The following is a 19644-nucleotide window of genomic DNA, read 5'->3' on the forward strand; positions in this document are numbered from 1 at the left end:
AGGATATGACCCGATTGGATCCAATAACAAGATGAACGACGGGCTCAGTCGGCAAATCTAGCCTGGCCTGGTCCGATATGGATACATTTGGGCGAGCTACCGCTCGCAGCGCGGTGGGTGGACAGAGGAGGTTCCCATGGCACTACCCGGGCTCGTCGGCACCGAGCACATCGGTTTCACCGTCCCCGACCTGGAGCAGGCGACCCGGTTCTTCGTGGACGTGATCGGCTGCGAGTGGTTGTACTCGCTCGGCCCGTTCGAGGACCAGCACGGCACCTGGATGGCCGAGCACCTGAACGTTGAGCCGCGCACCGTGATGGTCGAGAACCGGTTCTTCCGGTGCCGCACCGGGCCGAACTTCGAAGTCTTCGCCTATGACCCGCCCACCCCGGCGGCGCCACAACCCCGCAACAGCGACATCGGCGGGCACCACCTCGCGTTCTACGTCGAGGACCTCGACGCCGCGGTCGCCTACCTGCGCGAGCAGGGCATCCGGGTGCTCGGCGAGCCGACCGCGAGCTCGCGCCACAACACCGGGCAGCGCTGGGTCTACTTCCTGTCCCCCTGGGGCATGCAGTTCGAACTCGTCAGTTACCCGGGCGGCAAGGAGTACGAGAAGTCGGCGACGACGCTACTTTGGCACCCGGCACATCCGAGCGACTGACCCGACCGAACCGGGTCGACCGGGCCGACCGAACAGCACCGAGAAGGGAGCGACGTGGCGAGCATTCCGCGGGCGGACGCCCTCGCGTCCCAGCGCATCGTCGCGGGCCTGCGCGCGCAGATCCTGGCCGGCGACCTCGAACCGGGCGCCCGGATCCGCCAGGAGGACCTCGCCGAACGGTTCGGGGCGAGCCGGCTCCCGGTCCGCGAGGCCCTGCGTCTGCTCGAGGCCGAGGGCCTGGTGCGCCTGGTTGCGAACACCGGTGCGTGGGTCGCCAGGCTGAGTCTGACCGAGTGCACGGAGGCGTACCTGATCCGCGAGCGCCTGGAGCCGCTGCTGCTGGCGGAGTCCATCCCGTCCCTGAGCGAGCCCGCCGTGTCCGAGCTGGACCGGCTCGCCGACGCCATGGAGTTCGCGGACCTGGAGACGTTCCTGGTGCTGGACCGCCAGTTCCACATGCTGTCCTTCAGCGGCGCGGCGTCGGAGTCGCTCGCTGCCCAGGTCCGCCGGCTCTGGAACACCACCCAGCACTACCGGCGGGCGTTCGCCATCCTCGTGGACGTCACCCACAGCCACCTCACCCATCACGAGCACCACCTGATCGTCGACGCGATCAGCCGCCGCGACCCCCAGGACGCCGAAGCGCTGGCGGCCCTGCACATCCGCCGGACCCGCAAGGCGCTGGCCGAGCACCCGGAGCTGTTCGACGTAGCATGAGGCGTGCGCACGCCGAGCAAGTGGGAGCAGAAGGTCAGCCAGAACCCCGAGCACTCGCACTGGTACGTGCAGCGGTTCCGGACCATGGCGGCGGACGGCGCAGACCTCGCCGGTGAGGCGCGGCTGATCGATGCCATGCTGCCGCGCGGGTCGCGGGTCCTCGATGCCGGCTGTGGGCCGGGCCGGGTCGGCGCGTTCCTGGCCGGGGCCGGCCACGAGGTCGTCGGCGTGGACGTCGACCCCGTGCTCATCGAGGCGGCCCGGGCCGATCATCCCGGCCCGACGTGGCTGGTCGGTGACCTGGCCGAACTCGATCTCCCGACGGCGGGGGTCGCCGCGGGCTTCGACGTGATCGTCTGCGCGGGGAACGTGATGACGTTCCTCGCCTCGGGCACGGAGGCGGAGGTGCTGCGCCGGTTCCGCGGGCACCTGAACGACGGCGGCCGTGCCGTGATCGGCTTCGGCGCCGGGCGAGGCTATGAGTTCGAGTCGTTCCTCGCCGACGCCGCGACCGCCGGCCTGGCAGTGGACACCCAGTTCTCCACGTGGGACCTGCGCCCGTTCGCGCCGGACTCGGACTTCATCGTGGCGGTCCTCAGCCGGGGTTGAGCCCAGGCAGGCTCCCTGCCGTCGCCACCTTGCCCCGCGGCGGCTGCCACCCTCCACTGACATCGCACCCCAGCCGCTGAGATCGCACCCCAGCCGCTGAGATCGCACCCGAGCCGCTGAGATCGCACCAGGTCTCGGTGCGATCTCGGCGCGGCACGTGCGATGTCACGGCCCCGGGGTGGCGCGCCCGGGCGGGCTACGTCCGCTCGTGCGGGCGCCCGCCCAGGTACAGCGCGGACAGCTCCGGGTCCGCGAGCAGGTCCGCGGCCGGGCCGGTGATGTGCAGCCGGCCGAGGTCGAGCACACAGCCGATGTCCGCCGTCTCCAGGGCCCGGCGGGCGTTCTGCTCGACCAGGAGTACCGCGGTGCCGGCGTCACGCATGGTGACGATCTGCTCGAACACGGCTGCGGTGGTCTTCGGGTCCAGACCCATCGACGGTTCGTCGAGCAACACCACCTTCGGGTCCACCATGAGCGAGCGGGCGAACTCCACCTGCTTCTGCTGGCCACCGGAGAGCAGGCCCGCGAGCGAGGTCCACCGCTCGCCCACCACCGGGAACAGGTCCTTCACGAACGCGGTCCGCTCCGCGGTCAGAGCCCGGTCCTTGACCGAGTAGGCACCGAGGCGGATGTTCTCCTCGACAGTCATCTCGGGGAACACGCTGTGTCCCTGGAGCACATGGGCCAGGCCACTGGCCAGCCGCTCCTGCGGCCCTTGCCGGGTGACGTCGACGCCGTCGACCAGGACCTCCCCGGCGCGCGGGGTGAGCATGCCGCTCGCCACCCGCAGCACGGTGGACTTGCCCGCGCCGTTCGGGCCGACGAGGCACACGATCGTGCGTGGCGGGACCTTCACGGTCAGCCCGCGCAGCACCAGAGCGGCCCGGCCGTAACCGGCCTCGATCCCGTTCAGCTCGAGCAGGTTCGGGACCTGAGTCCCGGCCGCGGCCACCTCGGCCGCCGGCACGGGCGGCATCGACTGTTCAGACGCCAAGGTAGGCCTCCAGCACTCGCGGGTCCGCCTGCACGTGGGCCGGGTCGCCCTCGGCGATCGGCCGGCCCCGGTCGAAGACGACCACGTGATCGGACAGGCTCATCACCAGCTCCATGTTGTGTTCGACGACCACGAAGGTGCGCCCCTCGGCATTCAGCTCCCGGATCAGTGCTGAGATCCGCCCGATCAGGGAGGGGTTCACGCCTCCGGCGGGCTCGTCCAGCATGATGATCTCGGGATCACCCATCAGCACGCCGGCGAGCTCAAGCAGTTTCTGCTGCCCGTAGGAGAGGTTGCGCGCCTCGGCGTGCTCGAGGTGATCGATGCCGACCCGCCGCAGCCACACCCGGGCCGCTGCGACCGCCGTCGGGTTCTTCGCGGAGCCCAGCGCTCCGGTCAGGGACGGGTTCTTCACCGCGACGAGCAGGTTCTCCAGCACGGTCATCCGCGGGAAGATCCGGCACACCTGGAAGCTGCGGCCGAGTCCGAGCCGGGCGATCCGGTCCGGGGAGGACCTGGTCACGTCGTGGCCGGCCAGCGTCACCGTGCCGGCATCGGCTCGGATCATCCCGGTCACACAGTTGAAGAAGGTGGTCTTGCCGGAGCCGTTCGGCCCGATGATGGCGTTCACCTTGCCGGGTTGGAAGGACACGCTCGCGTCGACCACGGCGTGCACGCCGCCGAAGGACTTGCTCAGGTTCGCGACCTGGAGGGTGACGGTCATGGTTTGCTCGCCTCCTCGGCGTCCCGCTCGGCGGCCAGGTCCGCCGCGCTGATCTCCCGGATCGAGGATGCCTGCGGCCCGAACCGGGCGAACAGGCCCTTGACGGCCGGGATCACGCCCTCCGGCATGAACAGCACCACCACGGCGAGCAGCAGTCCGGTCGCGACCAGGTGGAACTGGGTGTCTCCGTACTGGGCCTTGAAGAACTCGATCGCGATGCCGACCACCAGCGCACCGAGGAGCGGGCCGAACAGGGAGCGCACGCCCCCGAGCAGCGACATCAGCACCATGTACGCGCCCATCATGATCGAGAACTGGAACACCGGGTCCAGGTCGCCGAACCAGAGCGCGTAGAGCCCACCGCCGAGGCCGGTGAAGAACGCGGACAGGATGAACGCGACAAGCTTGGCGCCGGTCGTCGGCACCCCGAGCGAGCGCGCCTTGTCCTCGTCCTCCCGGACCGCCTTGAGGCCCATCCCGAACCGGGACCGGTCGATGGCCCACCAGGCCAGGAGCATCACGGCGAGCAGGCCGAGGTAGATGTAGTAGAACGTCCGGTGGTGATCGGTGCGGATCAGGTCCGGGAACGGCCGTGGCAGCGAGAGCCCGCCGGAGCCGCCCGTGATCGACCCCATCGACTGGAACATCAGCAGCAGGATGAGCACGAACGCGATCGTCACGATCACGAACGACGCGCCCCGCACGCGCAGGGCCGCGATCCCGATGGGCACCGCGATCACCGCAACGATCAGCGCCGCCAGGGCGAGGGCCAGGAACGGCGAGAGGCCCGCCTTCACCACGAGGATCCCGGTGCCGTACGCGCCGAGCCCGAAGTAGGCGGCGTGGCCGAGCGAGATGTACCCGGTGAACCCGCCCATGAAGTTCCAGCCGGTCGCCGTCACCGCGTAGTTGAGGATGACCACCCCGGTGGAGAGCAGGTACCCGACCTTGGTGGTCTGCGGGAACACCACCAGCACCGCGGCGAGGGCCAGGAGGGCGATCACCCTCGCCGCGGTCAGCCAGCGGGCCCCCGTCAGGGCGCGCTCGAGCTCCAGAGTCTCAGAAGCGTTGCGCAAGGCGACCTCCGAAGAATCCTTGCGGGCGGACCATCAGCGTCACGAACAACGCCACGTAGAACACGGTCTGCGCCCAGGTGGTCCCGAGCGGGATCTGCAGCAGTGACTGCGCGACCCCGAGCACCATCGCCGCGATCGCAGCCCCCGGCACGGACCCGAGCCCACCGACCACGATGATCGCCATCAGCGGACCGATCCAGTGCCAGTGCAGGGACGGGTAGATCGTCGCGTCCATCGCCAGCGCGGTGCCACCGACGGCGGCGGTCGCCAGCCCCAGCCCGAAGCCGTAGCTGGCGACCCGGTCGGTGTTGATGCCGATCAGCTGCGCCGCCTCCTTGTTCTGGATCGTGGCGCGCAGCGCCTGTCCGAACTCGGTCCTCTTCAGGATCAGCCACAACCCACCCAGCGCGAGCACGGCCAGCGCGAACGCGACGAGCTTGACCACCGGCACCTCGGCCCCGAACAGGGGCACGCTCGCTGAGCCGTAGCTGAAGTGGATCCGGCGCTGCACGCCCGTGAACACGAACCCGAGCATGCCCTCGATGATCAACGCGATCGCGAACGTGAGCAGCACCGACATCATCGTGAGCGTGGCGGGCTTCAGCCGGGTGATCAGCAGCCGCTGCAGGCCGACCCCGACCACGAAGAACAGGGGAACTGTGATCACGAGCGAGAGGAGCGCGTCCAACCCGGTGCTGGTCGCGAAGAACCAGGCCAGGTAGGCCGCGAGGATCAGGAATGCGGAGTGGGCGATCTGCACCACCCGCATCACCCCGAAGTACAGCGTCAGTCCCGAGGCCAGCAGGGCGTAGAGCCCACCCAGCAGGATCCCGAGAATGAGGCTCTGGACGAAGAGCGACATGGGGCCTCAGGTCACCATTCCGGCTTGACGTTGATGAACTCCGCCGTGGACTGGTCGACCGGGAGCACGATCTCCGGTTGGCCGGCCACGTACTGCTGGATGAAGTGGGCCCCGTTCGGGCGGCCGGCCTCGTCCCAGGCGAGGTCACCGACCACGGTCGGCACCGTGTTGGAGTGCAGCCAGTCGATCAGTTCCTGCTGGCACTCGCCCTGTTCGGCGCACCCGACCGCCTCGACCGCCGCCTGGACCACCTGCCCGGCGGTGTAGGCGTTGGCCTCGTCCTCGCTCGGCTCGCGGTCGTACAGTTCCGCGATCGCCTCGACGAACTCGGCGTTGCCCTCGTAGTCCGCGGTCGGCGAGTACCCGGTGGGGGCGAGCACACCCTCGACGCCGGCACCGAGTGCGTCCACGAACTCGGGCAGCGTGGGTGCCGTCGTGAACGCGGCCATCCGCGGCTGGTAGTTCAGCTGCTGCACCGCGACGATCATGTTCACGCCGTCCTGGTACTGCGTGCCGCCGACCATGAGGTCCGCATCGGCCTCGGCCAGCGCCGCGGCGATCCCGGAGAAGTCGGTGGTGTTCGGCGGGTACACCTCGTCGACGAGCGTCGTGATGCCGGCCTCCTCGAGCTTGTCCTTGAGTCCGTAGGCAGCGCCCTGGGCGAGCGGGTCGTCCATCGTGGCGTAGGAGGCCGTCTGCGGCCGCTCGTCCTCGGGCATCTCCATGATGTAGTCGAAGAGGTAGTTGTAGTGGTCGTCGGCGATCGCCGGCGCCGCGTAGAAGAGGTTGCCGTAGCCCGCCTCGAAGATGTTCGCGGCGGCACCGGCGGGCTCCACGAAGAGCATCCCGTACTCGTCGACCACGCGGGCCGAGGCGAGTACCAGGCGGCTCGAGAACGGGCCGATCACCAGGTCGACCTCGTCCTGGGTGATCAGCGCCTCGTAGTCGGCGACGACCCGGTCCGCGTTGGACTGGTCGTCCACGATCTTCAGCTCGATCTGGCGCCCGAGGAGGCCGCCGTTCGCGTTGACCGTATCCGCCCAGAGCTCGTAGCCGCGCTGCACGCCCTGGCCCGGTTCGGCGAAGTCACCGGTGAGCGGTAGCGAGATCCCGATCAGGATGGGGTCGTCGCCACCTTCGCCGCCGTCGTCGCCCTCGTCGCCACCGCCACTGCACGCGCTCAGGATCAGCGCCGTGGCACCGATCCCGGCGATCAACGCCGAGGTCCGGCGCCGTCGTGAGGTCCACCTGCTCATCAGTTCCTCCTGTGCATCATTGCCATCGACCGAGGTACTTCGCACTCGAGAGCGCGGAATCATCTGCAATCGTTTGCCGTTCTAGCTACAGTGCTGCGGCGGCGGATCCAGATGTGTTGGAGTGACGCTATCCGACCCCGGCGACATCCGTCAATGAATCGGCCACCCGACTTCGAAGCGGTGTTACCCCTGACATCGCGCCGTTTGTCGACGTCTCCGACGCCGGCGGTGGCGCTCGCGTCGGCAGGTCCGGGTGCGCCGCGCCTGAGTATCGTTCGCCTTGACGAGGGCACACCCCCAGCCTAGATTCAAGCAACCGTTTGCAGTCCGTCGGGGTCGGCGATGACCCAGAAACGAGGCCGCCATCACCGCACCGGGGCGCTCCCTGCGCCTGCTCCTGGCGGCCGCGTTCCTGAGCTCCGTCGACCGGATGCTGATCGCGCCGCTGCTGCTGCCGATCGCCGAGGGCCTGGGCACGACGGTCGCCGCGGTCGCGACCACGGCGACCGTCTACTTCGTCGGTTACGGCTGCACGCAGGTGCTGTGGGCGTTCGTCGCGGACCGGATCGGTCGCGTGAGTGCGCTCCGGTTGGCGCTGACCCTTGGTGGCCTGGCCACGCTCGCCTCCGCGGCGGCGCCCACCATCGAGGTCCTGATGGTGTTGCGGGCGCTGGCCGGGGCCTCGTTCTCGGCGGCCGTGCCGACGGCGCTGACCTACGTCGGGGACTCGGTCGAGTCACGGGACCGGCATGGCCCGCTGGCGGACATCATGACGGCCACGGCGCTCGGCATGGCCGCCGCGACGCTCGGGGCCGCAGCGCTCGCCGACCTGATGTCCTGGCGGCTCCCGTTCGCCGTCGGCGGTGTGTTCGTCCTCGGCCTGGTCGTGGCGCTGCGGCGACTGCCCGAGCCGGAGCGGACCGGCCCGCGACTGCCGATCGGTGCCTCGGTGCGGCGGGTGGTCACGAACACCTGGGCGGTCGCGGTGATCGTCCTGGTCACGGTCGAGGGTGCCCTGTTCCTCGGCGCGCTGCCGTTCCTGCCGACACTGCTGCAGGCCGGCGGGATGAGCACCGCGCTGTCCGGCGTCGTCACGGCCGCGTACGGGGCGTTCATCGTCGTCTTCGCGGTCCTCGTGAAACGCCAGGCCCGACGGCGCAGCCCGGCCTTCCTGATCGGCGTGGGCGGGGCGAGCGCCACGGCGGCGTTCGCCGCGCTCGTCGTCGATCAGGGCGCCGCGGGCGTGTTCGCGGCGTGCGCACTGCTCGCCGCCGCCTGGGCGTTCGCGCACTCCACCATGCAGAAGTGGATCACCGAGGTGGTCCCGGCGGCGCGGGCGGTCGCGGTGAGCCTGTTCGCGTCCGGGCTGTTCCTGGGCAGCGCGCTCGGGACCGCCCTCGGCTCTGGCGCGGTGGCCGGGGGCCACTACCAGTCGTTCGCGTGGGGGTTCGCCCTCGCGACGGCCCCGTTCGCCGTGGCCGTCACGGCTGCCCGGCGGGCGTACCGGGACTGACCCCCAGCACGCCGAGGAGATCCTCTTCCATCCGGCGCCGGAGAGGTGTAGAAAACGAGCACTGAGCATAGGAGCGAGACATGTCGACACCGGCTTCGGAGACCGCCCCGGACACGATCGTGCTGATCCACGGATTCTGGGTCACGCCACGGAGCTGGGAGCACTGGAAACGACATTACGAGGCCAAGGGCTTCACCGTGCTGACGCCCGCCTACCCGGGCTTCGAGGTCGAGGTCGAGGCGCTCCGCGAAGACACGACGCCGATCGTGCAGCTCGAGGTGTCGGAGATCATCGGCTCGTTCGAGAAGCTGATCGGTGAACTCGACCGGCCGCCGATCATCATGGGTCACTCGGCCGGTGGTGCGTTCACGCAGATCCTGCTCGACCACGGATTCGGCGCGGCAGGGGTGGTGATCAACTCGGCGCCCACCGAGGGTGTGAAGGTGATCCCGCTCTCCCAGATCAAGTCCTCGTTCCCGGTCCTGAAGAACCCCGCGAACCGCCATCGCGCGGTCGGTCTGACCCCGGAGCAGTGGTACGAGGTGTTCGCGAACACGTTCGGCGAGGAGCGGTCGCTGGAGCTGTACGAGCGGTACCACATCCCCGCCTCCGGCAGGATCTTCTGGGGAAGCGCCCTCGCGAACATCCACCCCGGCAAGGACGACACGTACGTCGACTATCACAATGACGCCCGGGCGCCGCTGCTGTTCATCTCGGGCAAGCAGGATCCCCTCTTCCCGCCGAAGGTGGGCCACTCGAACGTCAAGCACTACGAGTCGAACACCGTGACCGAGATCGTCGAGTTCGACGGACCCCACCTCCTGCCTGCGATCCCGGAGTGGGAGGACCTCGCGGACTTCGCGCTCGACTGGGCCCTGAAGCACGCGACGTCCGGCTGACGTCCAGTTGACCTGCGGCCCGGCCCGTCCGGACGGCGACGTCAGCTCCCCGACGCGGCCTCGATGACCTCGTCGAGGACCTCCCGGGAGGACGCCAGCTGCGCGATCCGGGCGTCGATCCGGGCCCGCTCGCCGAGCAGGGTCTCCACCAAGGAGGGCGTCGCCACCGCCGCGGGACCGCCGTCACAGTCACGCATGCACGGCAGCACGTCCGCGATCGTCCGGCTGGACAGCCCGGCGGCGAACAGCTCCTGGATATGGATCACCCGATCGACGGCGGACTCGGTGAACTCCCGGTGCCCACCGCCGGTGCGGCGGGCCGCGAGCAGCCCCTGTTCCTCGTAGTACCGCAGCGACCGTTCACTGACCGCGGTCCGTCGCGCCAACTCCCCGATCCGCATCACGCCTCCTGCCGACATCGGCCAACCTCGCACTTGAATCTGACACCAGTGTGAGGCCTTACCGTTCCGACATGTCGAACGACCTGCTCCTGAGCCCGTATTCCCGTGGCCGCCTCGACCTGCCGAACCGGCTCGTCATGGCGCCGATGACACGCTACCGCGCGGCCGAGGACGGCACCCCGCTGCCGATCGTCGCCGAGCACTACGCCCAGCGCGCCTCGGCCGGGCTCATCATCAGCGAGGGCATCTACCCCGACCGTCGCGGCCAGAGCGGGTGGCGGCTGCCGGGACTGACCGACGCCGCCCACGTGGCCGGGTGGCGGCGGGTCACCGACGCGGTGCACGCCCGGGGCGGTCGGATCTGGGCGCAGCTCATGCACGGCGGCCGCAACGGACACCCGCTGGCCGGGTTGGCAGGAGCACTGCCGATCGCGCCCAGCGCCGTGCCGGCGGCCGCCGCGGTGCACCTGCCGGACGGCACCAAGGCGGCGCCGGTGCTCCCCCGGGTCATGTCCGAGCGGGACATCGCGGACACGGTCGCGGCGTACGCCACCTCGGCCCGGCTCGCCATCGACGCCGGGTTCGACGGCGTCGAGCTGCACGGGGCGAACAACTACCTCATCCACCAGTTCCTCGCCGACAACACGAACCTGCGCACCGACGACTACGGCGGCGGACCGGAAGGCCGGGCGCGGTTCCCGCTCGAGGTGACCGCCGCCGTCGCCGACGCCGTCGGTGCGGACCGCACCGCGATCCGGCTCTCCCCCGGGAACCCCCAGTTCGGGATCGTCGAGGCGGACCCGGGGCCGGTCTACCGGCCGCTCGTGGACCGGCTGGACCGCCTCGGCCTGGCCTACCTGCACCTCACCGACGGCGACGCCTACCCGGCCCTGGCGGACCTGCGCCCGCGCTGGCACGGCACCCTGATCGCGAACATCGGGGAGAACCGGGACCAGACGACCCGCGACGCCGGCGAGGAGACGCTGCGGTCCGGGCTCGCGGACCTGGTCTCCTACGGCCGGGCGTTCCTGGCCAACCCGGACCTGCCGGCCCGGTTCGCGGTGCGGGCGCCGCTCAACCCGATCGACCACGCCCACCTGTACACGCCGGGCCCGCGCGGGTACCTGGACTACCCCACACTGAACCGCACCACACTGGTCAGCGCGGCGGCGCCGTCGAGCCCCGCACCACCAGCTCGACGGGCAGACTGATGACGGACGTCGCCGTGTCCTCGCCGGTGAGCAGGCGCAGCATGATCCGCGCCGCCTCGGCGCCGAGCAGGGGGTGCGGCACCCGGATCGTCGTCAGCGGCGGGGCCAGCTTGTCCACGTAGGGCATGTCGTTGTACCCCACCACGCTCACGTCCTCCGGGCAGCGCAGGCCCCGCTCGCGCAGGACGTCGCAGGTGCCGATCGCGATCTGGTCGTTGCCGCAGGCGATCGCGGTCGGCGCGCTCGCGGCATCGGTGGCGTCGAAAAGGGCCGCGGCCGCGGCCGCACCTGCCTCGACCGAGTAGGTCGCGCACTCCAGCACGAGCCCCGGGTCCACGGTCAGCCCGAACTCGTGCATGCTCTGCCGGAACGCCCGCGCCCGGGCTCGGCCGGTGGACAGGAACTGAGGGCCGGCCAGGTGCGCGATCCGGGTGTGCCCGAGCTCGGCGAGGTGCCGCACGGCCATCTCCATGCCGCCGGCGTCGTCGCCGACCACCAGCGGGATCCGGGCACCCTCGACCCGCCGGTTGACCAGCACGAGCGGGCGATCCCCCTCGGCCGCGCGGGCGAGCACCGTGTCCTCGAGCTGCGCGCTGGCCACGATCAGCCCGTCCACCTGGCGGCCGATGAAGGCCTCCAGGACGTCCCGCTCCCGGTCGATGTCGTTGTCGGTGTTGCCGATCAGGCAGGTGTACCCGGCCTCGGTGAGCACGGCCTCGGCGCCCTTGACGATGGGCGGGAACAGCGGGTTCGTGATGTCCGGGACGATGATGCCGACCGTCATGCTGCGTGAGGTCTTCAGGCCACGGGCCATCGGGTTCGGCCGGTAGGCGAGCTCCTTGGCGGCCCGCTGGACCCTGCGCACCGTGTCCGGGTTGACCATGCCCTGGGTGGCCGGGTTGAGCGCGCGCGAGACCGTGCCCGGATGCACCCCGACCCGGTCCGCGACGTCCTTGAGGGTGGCGCCCCGCGCTCCCGGTGGCCTCACCAAGCCACCGCGATGTACTTCGACTCGGTGTACTCCACCATGCCCTCGTGACCTCCCTCGCGCCCAAGACCGGACTGCTTCACCCCACCGAACGGGGCCGCCGGATCAGAGACGAGGCCTCGGTTCAGGCCAACCATGCCAGACTCCAGGGCCTCGCTGACCCGAAGCCCGCGGGCGAGGTCGCCGGTGTACACGTAGGAGACGAGCCCGAACTCGGTGGCGTTCGCCAGGGTGATGGCCTCCGCTTCGGTCTCGAACGTCACCACGGGTGCGACCGGTCCGAAGATCTCCTCCTCGAGCAGCTGCGATCCGGCCGGCACGCCGGCCAGCACGGTCGGTGCGTAGAAGTAGCCGCCGCCGGTGATCGGCCCGCCGCCGGTGCTCACCGTGGCACCGCGTGAGACGGCGTCGCCGACGAGTTCGCTCACCTTGTCCACGGCGGCCTGGTTGACCAGGGGCCCGACGGCGTTGGTCCGGTCGGTCCCGGGGCCGACCGTGAGTGCGCCCATCCGCTGGGCGAGCCGCGCGGTGAACTCCTCGGCGATGCCCGCCTGCGCGTAGAACCGGTTCGCGGCGGTGCAGGCCTCGCCGCCGTTGCGCATCTTGGCCACCATGGCGCCGTCGAGCGCGGCGTCCAGGTCCGCGTCGTCGAACACCAGGAACGGCGCGTTCCCACCGAGCTCCATGGAACTGGAGATGACCTGCTCGGCGGCGGTCCGCAGCAGCGCCCGGCCGACCTCGGTGGAGCCGGTGAAGGAGAGCTTGCGCACCCGCGGATCGCCGAGGATGGCCTCGCCCACGGGACCGGAACGCCGCGACGGCAACACGTTCACCACGCCGTCGGGCACTCCGGCCTGCGACAGCAGGGCGCCGATGGCGAGCGCCGTGAGCGGGGTGTCCGAGGCGGGCTTGAGGATCACCGTGCAGCCGGCCGCGAGCGCCGGGCCGATCTTGCGGGTCGCCATCGCCGCCGGGAAGTTCCATGGGGTGATCAGCAGTGCGATGCCGATCGGCTGGCGGACCACCAGGATCCGGTTCGAGCCCGACGGCGCGGTGGTCAGTTCGCCGTGCAGGCGCACCGCCTCCTCGGCGTACCAGCGGAAGAACTCGGCCGCGTAGCGCACCTCGCCGAGGGCGTCGGCGAACGCCTTGCCGTTCTCGCGCACGATCAGCTCGGCGAGCTGCTCCTCGCGCTCGGTCATCAGGTCGAACGCGCGCCGCAGGATGCTCGAGCGTTCCCGTGGGGCGGTCGCGGCCCAGCCGGCGGCCGCTGCCGCGGCGGCGTCCACGCACCGGCCGGCGTCGGCGACGGTGCCGTTCGCGACCGTCGCGATCACCCCGGCGGTGGCGGGGTCGATCACGTCGAACGTCGAGGCGTCGTCGGCGGGACTCCACCTCCCGCCGATGAGGAGGTCGGTGGGTACCTCGAGTCCGGTCACCAGGTCGGTCAGCATCTGTCGGTCCTCCGTCGGGTCCACGGGCGTGCGTGGGTCTTCGTCCTCAGTATGGGTTCGTCACGAACAGTTCGTCCGCCGGGAACAGGGTGATCACCTTGGGGCCGTCGGCGGTGACCACGATCTCCTCCTCGATCCGGGCGGCGGACACCCCGTCCGAGGCCGGGCAGTACGTCTCGAGGGCGAACACCATCCCCTCCTGGAGCTCCATCGGGTGCTCCAGGGAGTTCAGTCGGGAGATGATCGGCCGCTCGTGCAGGGCCAGTCCGAGTCCGTGCCCGAACTGCAGCCCGAAGGCGGCCATCTCGGAGGCGAAGCCGAAGTCCTCGGCCTTCGGCCACACCCGGGCGATCTGGTCGGTGCTCACGCCGGGCCGGACCAGGTCGATCGCGGCGTCGATCCACTCCCGGCACTGGGCGTAGGCGTCCCGCTGCGGCGTGGTCGCGCGGCCGACCACGAAGGTGCGGTAGTAGCACGTCCGGTAGCCCATGTAGGACTGGATGATGTCGAAGAACGCCTGGTCGCCGGGCCGGATCAGCCGGTCGGAGAAGTTGTGCGGGTGCGGGTTGCACCGTTCCCCGGAGACGGCGTTGATCGCCTCGACATCGTCCGAGCCCATGTCGTAGAGCTGCTTGTTCGCGATCGCGACGAGCTCGTTCTCCCGGATGCCGGGCTTGAGGGCCTCGGACAGCGTCTGGTAGACGCCGTCCACCATCGCGGCGGCCGTGCTGAGCAGGGCGATCTCGTCCGCGGACTTGATCTGCCGGGCGTCCAGCATGACCTGCTGGCCGTCCCGGACGTCGAGCCCGACGCGCTGCAGCTCCAGCACCATCGGCAGCTCGGCGATGTCCACCCCGATCGGCAGGTCCGCGACGCCGGCGGCACCGAGCTCACTGCGGATCTCGGCGACCGCGCGCGCGATCAGGCCGGCGTCCGGGGCCACGGAACCGCGCAGGCCGAGCATGCCCGGCCGGGAGTTGCCCGGTTGCAGCCAGGGCGCGTAGATCTCGTGGTGCAGGGCGGCCGAGCCGAAGTCCCAGACGATCGGCTCGCGGTCGCGCATCAGTAGCGCGTACCGGGCGACCTTGTCCCTGGCCCACTCGCCGATCATCGTCGAGGTGAGATATCGGATGTTGTTGACGTCGAAGACGAGCAGCGCGCCCAGCTCCGAGGCGTCCAGGGCGGCGCGGGCACGGGTCAGCCGGTAGTCGCGCAGCCGGTCGTAGTTGACCCGCTCCTCGAAGTCGACGGCCATCCGGCCGGGGGACGGGGTCAGGCTCATGGTCACCATGTCAGGCCTTCCGTTCGCAGTTGCTGGCAGGTACGCGAGGGATCGGTTCCGCTGGGGTCAGGTGAGGCCGTCGGAGACGGCGGCGTCCTCTGGCTCGAGGGTGAGGCCGGCGGCCCGGGCCTGCAGCTCGAGCAGCACCGCGAAATCCTCGCTGACGTGTCCCTCCCCCACGGCGGCCGAGACGAGCTGGTGCACCAGGGCGGCCACCGGCATCGGCGCATCGAGGCGGCGACCGGCGGCGAGACCGAGGTCGAAGTCCTTGCGCAGCAGCACCGGGGTGAACGTCGGCGTCAGGTCGAGGTTCACGAACGCCGGCGTCTTGTACTTCGTGAAGGTCGAACCCAGCACCGAGTCGTTCAGGAACGCCAGGAAATCGGCCCGGCTGATCCCGCCCTTCTGGGCGAGCACGGTGATCTCCGCCAGGGACTGGGTCACCACGCCGAGGAACAGGTTGTGGCAGATCTTGACCAGTCGTGCCCGCTCGCCTTCGCCGACGTAGGTGACGGCGCGGCCGATGGTCCGCAGCTGGGCCTCGACCTCGTCGTGGACCGGCCGGGGTCCGGAGGTCACGATGGTGAGCCGGCCGGCGTCGATGACCTTCGCGTTCCCGGACACCGGGGCGGCGAGCATCTGGGTGCCGCGCGCGGTCACCTCCGCCCGGATCGCCTCGCCCTCGTCCGGGTCGACGGTCGAGGAGTCGACGAGCAGGCGAGGTCCGGCGCCGGCTGCGAACAGGCCATCCTCACCGAAGAGCACCGCGTGCAGGTCCGCGCCGGTGGAGACCATCGTGTAGACGACGTCCCGGTCCGCGAGGTCCGCGGGCCGGTCGACGACGGTGGCGCCGTCCGCGACCAGCGCCTCGGCCTTCGCCCGGGTCCGGTTGTACACGGCCACGTCGTGCCCGGCGGCGAGCAGGCGCCTGGCCATGGCGGCGCCCATCCGCCCGGCACCGATCCACCCGATCCGCGCTTGTGTCTCCTGGGACATCGTCGTCTCCTGCAATCGTTTGTTGGCTTGCGCCGAAAGTACCAGAGTGGGAATCGAGATACTAGCGACGCAATCCATTGCAGTCGAGCAGGAGTGTCCATGCGGTCGGCCACCGCACGCCCGCGCTCGACTCCGCTGACCCGAAGTGCGGGTCAGCGCCAACGTGACCCGCAACTCGCGCCAGTGGAACGAGGGTGGGCGAACCCGTCGCGACTCCACTGACCCGAAATGTGGGTGAGCGCCTACGTGACCCGCAACTCGGGTCAGTGGAACGAGGGCCACTTTGGGGTTCCGAGCGTGGGGAGCCCGTCGCGACTCCACAGACCGGAAATGTGGGTGAGCGCCTACGTGACCCGCAACTCGGGTCAGTGGAACTAGTGCGACTCGTGGAACGTGGGCGAGACCATCGCGACTCCACAGACCCGAAGTGCGGGTCGGTGTGCGCGTAACCCGCAACTCGAGTCAGTGGAACGAAAGGCGACTCGTGGAAGTCGGCGAGAGTGTCACTTGCCTCTCGAGCGACGTCGGGCGGTGACCAGGGCCACCGTGACTCCGACGACGACGAGCAGGGTGGCGAGCGCGCTCGCCGGCGTGATGGAGCCGCCCGGGGTGAGCGCGTTGAGGACCTCCGCGGCGATCACCTGGCCGGCGATGGTCAGCAGGGCGAGGGTGAGCACGCCGTGCACGTGCACGAGCGCGGCGGCCAGGAAGATGAACGTGATCCCGATGAGCCCGGCCAGGTACATCCACCACTGCGTGGGCCACGCCCCGAGCTCCTCCCCAGGTGCGATCAGGCTCACGGCCAGGAACACGACCACCACCGTGGTCGCGAGGGTCACGTTCAGCACGGTCGACGGGACCGGCCCGGCGATCCGGGCGACCCGGCCGTTCACGGCCTGCTGGAACGCGTTGCCCGCTCCACCGAGGAACGGCAGCAGCACCAGGACCACCACCTCCCAGGAAGCGTCCGGTCCGGTCGCGACCCCGCCGAGGGAGGCGATCAGCACCGCCGCGACGGCCGACCCGGCGGCGACGACGCGGCCCGGACTCAGGGGTTGCGGGCCGCCCGGGGCCAGGGTGGTGCGATCGACCAACAGGGCCGCCGTGGTCTGGCCCGCGACGGCGGCGACGGCGAACAGGGCCACCCCGATCACGCTCACCGACAGCGCCTGGCTGAGCACGAACACACCGCCGACGCAGCCGCCGACGAACGTCCACCACGGGTAGGAGCCGGACCGGATGGCGCGCGCGAGCGTGACCACGCCCCGCCGGGCCGTCGGGATCGAGACCGCGATGATCAGGATCGTCGTCAGCCCGCCGAGCATCGAGATGGTCGCCGCCACTCCGGCCGCACGCATCCCGGTGCCGAGCTCGGCGCGGAACGTGCCGTTGATGAGGGCCTGCACCGACGTCAGCGCCCCGGCGATGACCATGACCGGGATGCTGGCGATCCGCACCCAGCGCGGTGTGGACGCGTAGTCGACGCCGGGCGGACGCCCGCCCGCCGTCATCGCGTATCGGGCGTGGCGGTGTCAGTGGTGTCGGGCGGGCCGGCCGTGAGCGCGATGCCGTCGAGGATGTCGTGCTCGCTGGCCCGCACGTGGGTGAGCGATCCCCCGGCGGCGGCGACCTCGGCGGCCACCCGCGAGATCACCTCGAACCAGATCAGCGCACCGGCGGCGATCACGTCCACCCGGCCGGGGTGCAGGTAGGGCAGGGCGACCCGTGCGGCACGGTCCATCGCGACCAGGTCCTGGCAGGCCGCCAGCGCCTCGTCGACCGGCAGCACGGCCCCGTCGATCCGCTCCGGGCGGTAGGTGTCCAGGCCGAGGGCGTGGGCGGTGACGGTGGTGACGGACCCGGCGACGCCGACCAGGGTGGCCACCTGGCCGAGCGGCACCCGTGCCGCGGCATCGTCGAGGAGCGTGCGGATGACCGCCGCGGCCGCCTCGACCTGCCCCGGGGTGGGCGGGTCGTCGCGCAGGTGCCGCTCGGTCAGCCGCACCGATCCGATGTCCAACGAGATGGACGCCGTCGGGCTCGTCCGCCCGAGGACCAGCTCGGAGGACCCACCGCCGATGTCGACCACGAGGTAGGGGGCCTCGGCCCGCGGCCCGATCCCACTGATCACGCCCGCGAAAGAGAGGGAGGCTTCCTCGGACCCGGAGATCACCTCCGCCGGAACGCCGAGACGGTCCCGGATGCCGTCGAGGAACTCGTCCCGGTTGCTCGCGTCACGGGTCGCCGAGGTGGCCACGAACCGGATCGCCTCGACGCCGTGTTCCCGGCACAGCTGCGCATAGGTCTCGGTCGCGGTGAGGGTGCGAGCCAGCGCGACCGGGTCGAACCGGCCGGTCGCGTCCACGCCCTGCCCGAGCCGGACCATCTCCAGCCGCCGGACCACATGCGTCAGCGAGCGCCGGTCCGGGGATCGGTCCGCGATGAGCAGCCGGATGGAGTTCGTTCCGCAGTCGATGGCAGCCACACGAGTCACCCCCACAGCCTCCCACCTCCGGGCGTCAACAGGTGCAGCGATCCGGTCTCCAGACATCCGCGATGAGCGCGAGGGCCTCGTCGCCGAGCGGATTCACGCCGGGCCCGGCTGCGAGCGAGTGCGCAACGAGCACGTGCAGGCACTTCACCCGGGTGGGCATGCCGCCGGCGGAGATGCCGTCGATCTCGGGGACCTCGCCCAGTTCGGCCCGCTGGGCGAGGTAGTGCTCGTGCGCGCGGCCGTACGCGGCAGCGAGGTCGGAGTCCTGGGTGAGCCGCTCGGACATCTCCCGCATCACCCCGCTCGCCTCCAGGGTGCTCACGGCGGCGACGGCACCCGGGCTGGTCAGGTAGAACGACGTGGGGAACGGCGTGCCGTCCTCCAGGCGGGGGGCGGTCCGGACCACCGTCGGGCGACCGCACACGCACCGGGCCGCCACGGCCACGACACCCCGGGCGGGGCGGCCGAGCTGCTCGGCGAGCACGTCCAGGTCGGCGGCGCTCACGCCGTCCGAGGTCGCGGCAGCAGGTGTCGCGACAGCAGGAGACACAGCGGCAGGGGTCACATCGTCAGGAGACACACGATCACTTTCGGGGCCGGTCATCAGTCGGAGACCTCCCCGGCCACCTGGACGGAGTCCCACACGGTCAGATACCACGGGCCGGTCGGGGGCACGCTCACGGGTCCGTTCTCGGCAGGGTCGGCGGCCGGCTCCTCGCCGGTGATCGTCTCGGGGTCGACCACCCGGTAGGGGGTCTCCCCCGGCATCACGAAGCCGAGCCGGTCGCGCGCTCTTGCCTGCACGTAGGCGTCGTCGTTCCACTGCTCGACGGCGTCGGTCAGTTCGGCGTTGCGCTGCTCGGCGGCCACGATCTGGGCGCTCAGCTCACGGTGGCGTTCCTGCTGGGTGATGTACGCGCGCAGCGTGGGGGCGAGCACGATGAAGGCCATCAGGATCACCACGAACAGCACGAGGGTGCGGACGGTGATCTGCCGCGGCGCCTTGTGCACCTCGGTGGTGGCGCCGGCCTGCTTCGCCGCGCTCGCCCGGCGGGCGGCCGTCGGCTTCGCGGCCGGCTTGGCGGCGGGCTTCGCGGCAGACCTCGTTGCGGGCTTCGCGCCGGACTTCGCGGCGGCCGACCCCGACCGCGGCGTGCGCGCGGAGGTCGCACGCGCACCCGTGGCGGCGCGGCTCGACGTGGCGGGCCGATTCGTCGTCGCCACGGACCCGCTCGAGCGCGGGGCGGCTGGACGTCGGGGACTCACTCCCTCATGTTCTCTCACGGCGCGGGGTTTTCGGCGGAGCAGCAGGGCGTGAGTCGTGCCACAACAGGATAGGGATGCCCACCGACATCGGCCCGGCGTCGGCCCGGCATCGGCCCGGCATCGGGCCGTGAACGCCGACGGCGGGCGGCCCCTCCAGAGGGGACACCCGCCGTCGTTCCGCCTTGCCGGCGGTGCGAACCGAAGCAGCAACGCGCCGCTGCGGCTCAGCCGCGCTGTG

Annotated in this window: 20 protein-coding genes; 6 read left to right on the forward strand and 14 right to left on the reverse strand. The window is 70.8% G+C overall.

Features of this window, described 5'->3' with window-relative positions:
* Nucleotides 1-136: 136 nt before the first annotated feature.
* From GKS42_RS19650 to GKS42_RS19660, 3 genes are read left to right on the forward strand one after another with little or no spacing between them, the layout of a single operon-like run.
* Nucleotides 137-664 carry a VOC family protein gene (locus tag GKS42_RS19650; RefSeq protein WP_154795360.1) on the forward strand — a complete coding sequence of 176 codons (528 nt, stop codon included), beginning with the start codon at nucleotides 137-139 and terminating at the stop codon, nucleotides 662-664.
* 54 nt (nucleotides 665-718) lie between these two features.
* The gene (locus GKS42_RS19655; RefSeq protein ID WP_154795361.1) at nucleotides 719-1381 is read left to right on the forward strand and encodes a GntR family transcriptional regulator; all 663 of its coding nucleotides are present in this window, start codon (nucleotides 719-721) and stop codon (nucleotides 1379-1381) included.
* 3 nt (nucleotides 1382-1384) lie between these two features.
* Nucleotides 1385-1990: a class I SAM-dependent methyltransferase gene (locus GKS42_RS19660; RefSeq protein WP_210769222.1), complete on the forward strand. Its 606-nt coding sequence runs from the start codon at nucleotides 1385-1387 to the stop codon at nucleotides 1988-1990.
* A 196-nt stretch (nucleotides 1991-2186) separates the two neighbouring features.
* Here the strand turns inward: GKS42_RS19660 and GKS42_RS19665 are convergent, their stop codons facing one another.
* The 5 genes from GKS42_RS19665 to GKS42_RS19685 are packed head-to-tail and all read right to left on the reverse strand — an operon-like array spanning nucleotide 2187 to nucleotide 6902.
* The gene (locus GKS42_RS19665; RefSeq protein ID WP_232847758.1) at nucleotides 2187-2984 is read right to left on the reverse strand and encodes an ABC transporter ATP-binding protein; all 798 of its coding nucleotides are present in this window, start codon (nucleotides 2982-2984) and stop codon (nucleotides 2187-2189) included.
* Nucleotides 2974-3708, reverse strand: a complete 735-nt coding sequence (locus GKS42_RS19670) for an ABC transporter ATP-binding protein (RefSeq protein ID WP_154795362.1) — start codon at nucleotides 3706-3708, stop codon at nucleotides 2974-2976. The genes GKS42_RS19665 and GKS42_RS19670 overlap by 11 nt, the downstream gene beginning before the upstream one ends.
* Complete coding sequence (locus tag GKS42_RS19675) at nucleotides 3705-4784, reverse strand: branched-chain amino acid ABC transporter permease (RefSeq protein ID WP_232847759.1); 1080 nt, start codon at nucleotides 4782-4784, stop codon at nucleotides 3705-3707. The genes GKS42_RS19670 and GKS42_RS19675 overlap by 4 nt, the downstream gene beginning before the upstream one ends.
* On the reverse strand, nucleotides 4768-5646 hold the full coding sequence (locus tag GKS42_RS19680; RefSeq protein ID WP_154795363.1) for a branched-chain amino acid ABC transporter permease: 879 nt from the start codon (nucleotides 5644-5646) through the stop codon (nucleotides 4768-4770). Before GKS42_RS19680 ends, GKS42_RS19675 begins: the two co-directional genes overlap by 17 nt.
* Before the next feature lie 11 nt (nucleotides 5647-5657).
* Nucleotides 5658-6902, reverse strand: coding sequence for an amino acid ABC transporter substrate-binding protein (locus GKS42_RS19685; RefSeq protein ID WP_154795364.1), 1245 nt, complete (start codon nucleotides 6900-6902; stop codon nucleotides 5658-5660).
* A 397-nt stretch (nucleotides 6903-7299) separates the two neighbouring features.
* On the opposite strand from GKS42_RS19685, the gene GKS42_RS19690 reads away from it, so the two are divergent.
* Both GKS42_RS19690 and GKS42_RS19695 read left to right on the forward strand, forming a co-directional pair.
* Nucleotides 7300-8415, forward strand: a complete 1116-nt coding sequence (locus GKS42_RS19690) for an MFS transporter (protein WP_290368063.1) — start codon at nucleotides 7300-7302, stop codon at nucleotides 8413-8415.
* Between the two features lie 80 nt (nucleotides 8416-8495).
* Nucleotides 8496-9314: an alpha/beta hydrolase gene (locus GKS42_RS19695; protein ID WP_154795366.1), complete on the forward strand. Its 819-nt coding sequence runs from the start codon at nucleotides 8496-8498 to the stop codon at nucleotides 9312-9314.
* Between the two features lie 41 nt (nucleotides 9315-9355).
* Here GKS42_RS19695 and GKS42_RS19700 read toward each other — a convergent pair whose 3' ends face one another.
* Nucleotides 9356-9733, reverse strand: a complete 378-nt coding sequence (locus GKS42_RS19700; protein ID WP_232847760.1) for a MerR family transcriptional regulator — start codon at nucleotides 9731-9733, stop codon at nucleotides 9356-9358.
* 53 nt (nucleotides 9734-9786) lie between these two features.
* Here GKS42_RS19700 and GKS42_RS19705 point away from each other — a divergent pair, with 53 nt between their 5' ends.
* Nucleotides 9787-10926: an alkene reductase gene (locus tag GKS42_RS19705; RefSeq protein WP_154795367.1), complete on the forward strand. Its 1140-nt coding sequence runs from the start codon at nucleotides 9787-9789 to the stop codon at nucleotides 10924-10926.
* Here the strand turns inward: GKS42_RS19705 and GKS42_RS19710 are convergent.
* The 8 genes from GKS42_RS19710 to GKS42_RS19745 form a co-directional block, all read right to left on the reverse strand.
* The gene (locus tag GKS42_RS19710; RefSeq protein WP_210769223.1) at nucleotides 10874-11914 is read right to left on the reverse strand and encodes a LacI family DNA-binding transcriptional regulator; all 1041 of its coding nucleotides are present in this window, start codon (nucleotides 11912-11914) and stop codon (nucleotides 10874-10876) included. The two genes, GKS42_RS19705 and GKS42_RS19710, sit on opposite strands and share 53 nt — an antisense overlap.
* A complete protein-coding gene (locus tag GKS42_RS19715) occupies nucleotides 11911-13368 on the reverse strand; it encodes an NAD-dependent succinate-semialdehyde dehydrogenase (protein WP_154795368.1) in 1458 nt (485 codons plus the stop codon). Before GKS42_RS19715 ends, GKS42_RS19710 begins: the two co-directional genes overlap by 4 nt.
* 46 nt (nucleotides 13369-13414) lie before the next feature.
* On the reverse strand, nucleotides 13415-14650 hold the full coding sequence (locus tag GKS42_RS19720) for a M24 family metallopeptidase (protein ID WP_232847761.1): 1236 nt from the start codon (nucleotides 14648-14650) through the stop codon (nucleotides 13415-13417).
* Between the two features lie 66 nt (nucleotides 14651-14716).
* The gene (locus GKS42_RS19725) at nucleotides 14717-15646 is read right to left on the reverse strand and encodes an NAD(P)-dependent oxidoreductase (protein ID WP_154795370.1); all 930 of its coding nucleotides are present in this window, start codon (nucleotides 15644-15646) and stop codon (nucleotides 14717-14719) included.
* A 503-nt stretch (nucleotides 15647-16149) separates the two neighbouring features.
* Nucleotides 16150-17157 (reverse strand): DMT family transporter, encoded by a 1008-nt coding sequence (locus tag GKS42_RS19730; RefSeq protein ID WP_154795371.1) that lies wholly within the window; start codon nucleotides 17155-17157, stop codon nucleotides 16150-16152.
* Entirely contained in the window at nucleotides 17154-18140 is a 987-nt protein-coding gene (locus GKS42_RS19735; RefSeq protein WP_290368032.1) for a Ppx/GppA phosphatase family protein, read from the reverse strand. Before GKS42_RS19735 ends, GKS42_RS19730 begins: the two co-directional genes overlap by 4 nt.
* Nucleotides 18141-18165: 25 nt before the next feature.
* A complete protein-coding gene (locus GKS42_RS19740; RefSeq protein WP_354002673.1) occupies nucleotides 18166-18645 on the reverse strand; it encodes a DUF501 domain-containing protein in 480 nt (159 codons plus the stop codon).
* Between the two features lie 98 nt (nucleotides 18646-18743).
* Complete coding sequence (locus GKS42_RS19745; protein WP_154795374.1) at nucleotides 18744-19364, reverse strand: FtsB family cell division protein; 621 nt, start codon at nucleotides 19362-19364, stop codon at nucleotides 18744-18746.
* Between the last annotated feature and the right edge of the window lie 280 nt (nucleotides 19365-19644).

The organism is Occultella kanbiaonis, assembly GCF_009708215.1.
Taxonomy (GTDB): domain Bacteria; phylum Actinomycetota; class Actinomycetes; order Actinomycetales; family Beutenbergiaceae; genus Occultella; species Occultella kanbiaonis.

Bases quoted from the DNA above. Each gene is read 5' to 3' on its own strand.
- GKS42_RS19725 (WP_154795370.1), bottom strand. From the start codon at position 15,646: ATGTCCCAGGAGACACAAGCGCGGATCGGGTGGATCGGTGCCGGGCGG.
- GKS42_RS19700 (WP_232847760.1), bottom strand. From the start codon at position 9,733: ATGTCGGCAGGAGGCGTGATGCGGATCGGGGAGTTGGCGCGACGGACC.
- GKS42_RS19720 (WP_232847761.1), bottom strand. From the start codon at position 14,650: ATGAGCCTGACCCCGTCCCCCGGCCGGATGGCCGTCGACTTCGAGGAG.
- GKS42_RS19670 (WP_154795362.1), bottom strand. From the start codon at position 3,708: ATGACCGTCACCCTCCAGGTCGCGAACCTGAGCAAGTCCTTCGGCGGC.
- GKS42_RS19650 (WP_154795360.1), top strand. From the start codon at position 137: ATGGCACTACCCGGGCTCGTCGGCACCGAGCACATCGGTTTCACCGTC.
- GKS42_RS19680 (WP_154795363.1), bottom strand. From the start codon at position 5,646: ATGTCGCTCTTCGTCCAGAGCCTCATTCTCGGGATCCTGCTGGGTGGG.
- GKS42_RS19730 (WP_154795371.1), bottom strand. From the start codon at position 17,157: ATGACGGCGGGCGGGCGTCCGCCCGGCGTCGACTACGCGTCCACACCG.
- GKS42_RS19695 (WP_154795366.1), top strand. From the start codon at position 8,496: ATGTCGACACCGGCTTCGGAGACCGCCCCGGACACGATCGTGCTGATC.
- GKS42_RS19705 (WP_154795367.1), top strand. From the start codon at position 9,787: ATGTCGAACGACCTGCTCCTGAGCCCGTATTCCCGTGGCCGCCTCGAC.
- GKS42_RS19715 (WP_154795368.1), bottom strand. From the start codon at position 13,368: ATGCTGACCGACCTGGTGACCGGACTCGAGGTACCCACCGACCTCCTC.
- GKS42_RS19685 (WP_154795364.1), bottom strand. From the start codon at position 6,902: ATGAGCAGGTGGACCTCACGACGGCGCCGGACCTCGGCGTTGATCGCC.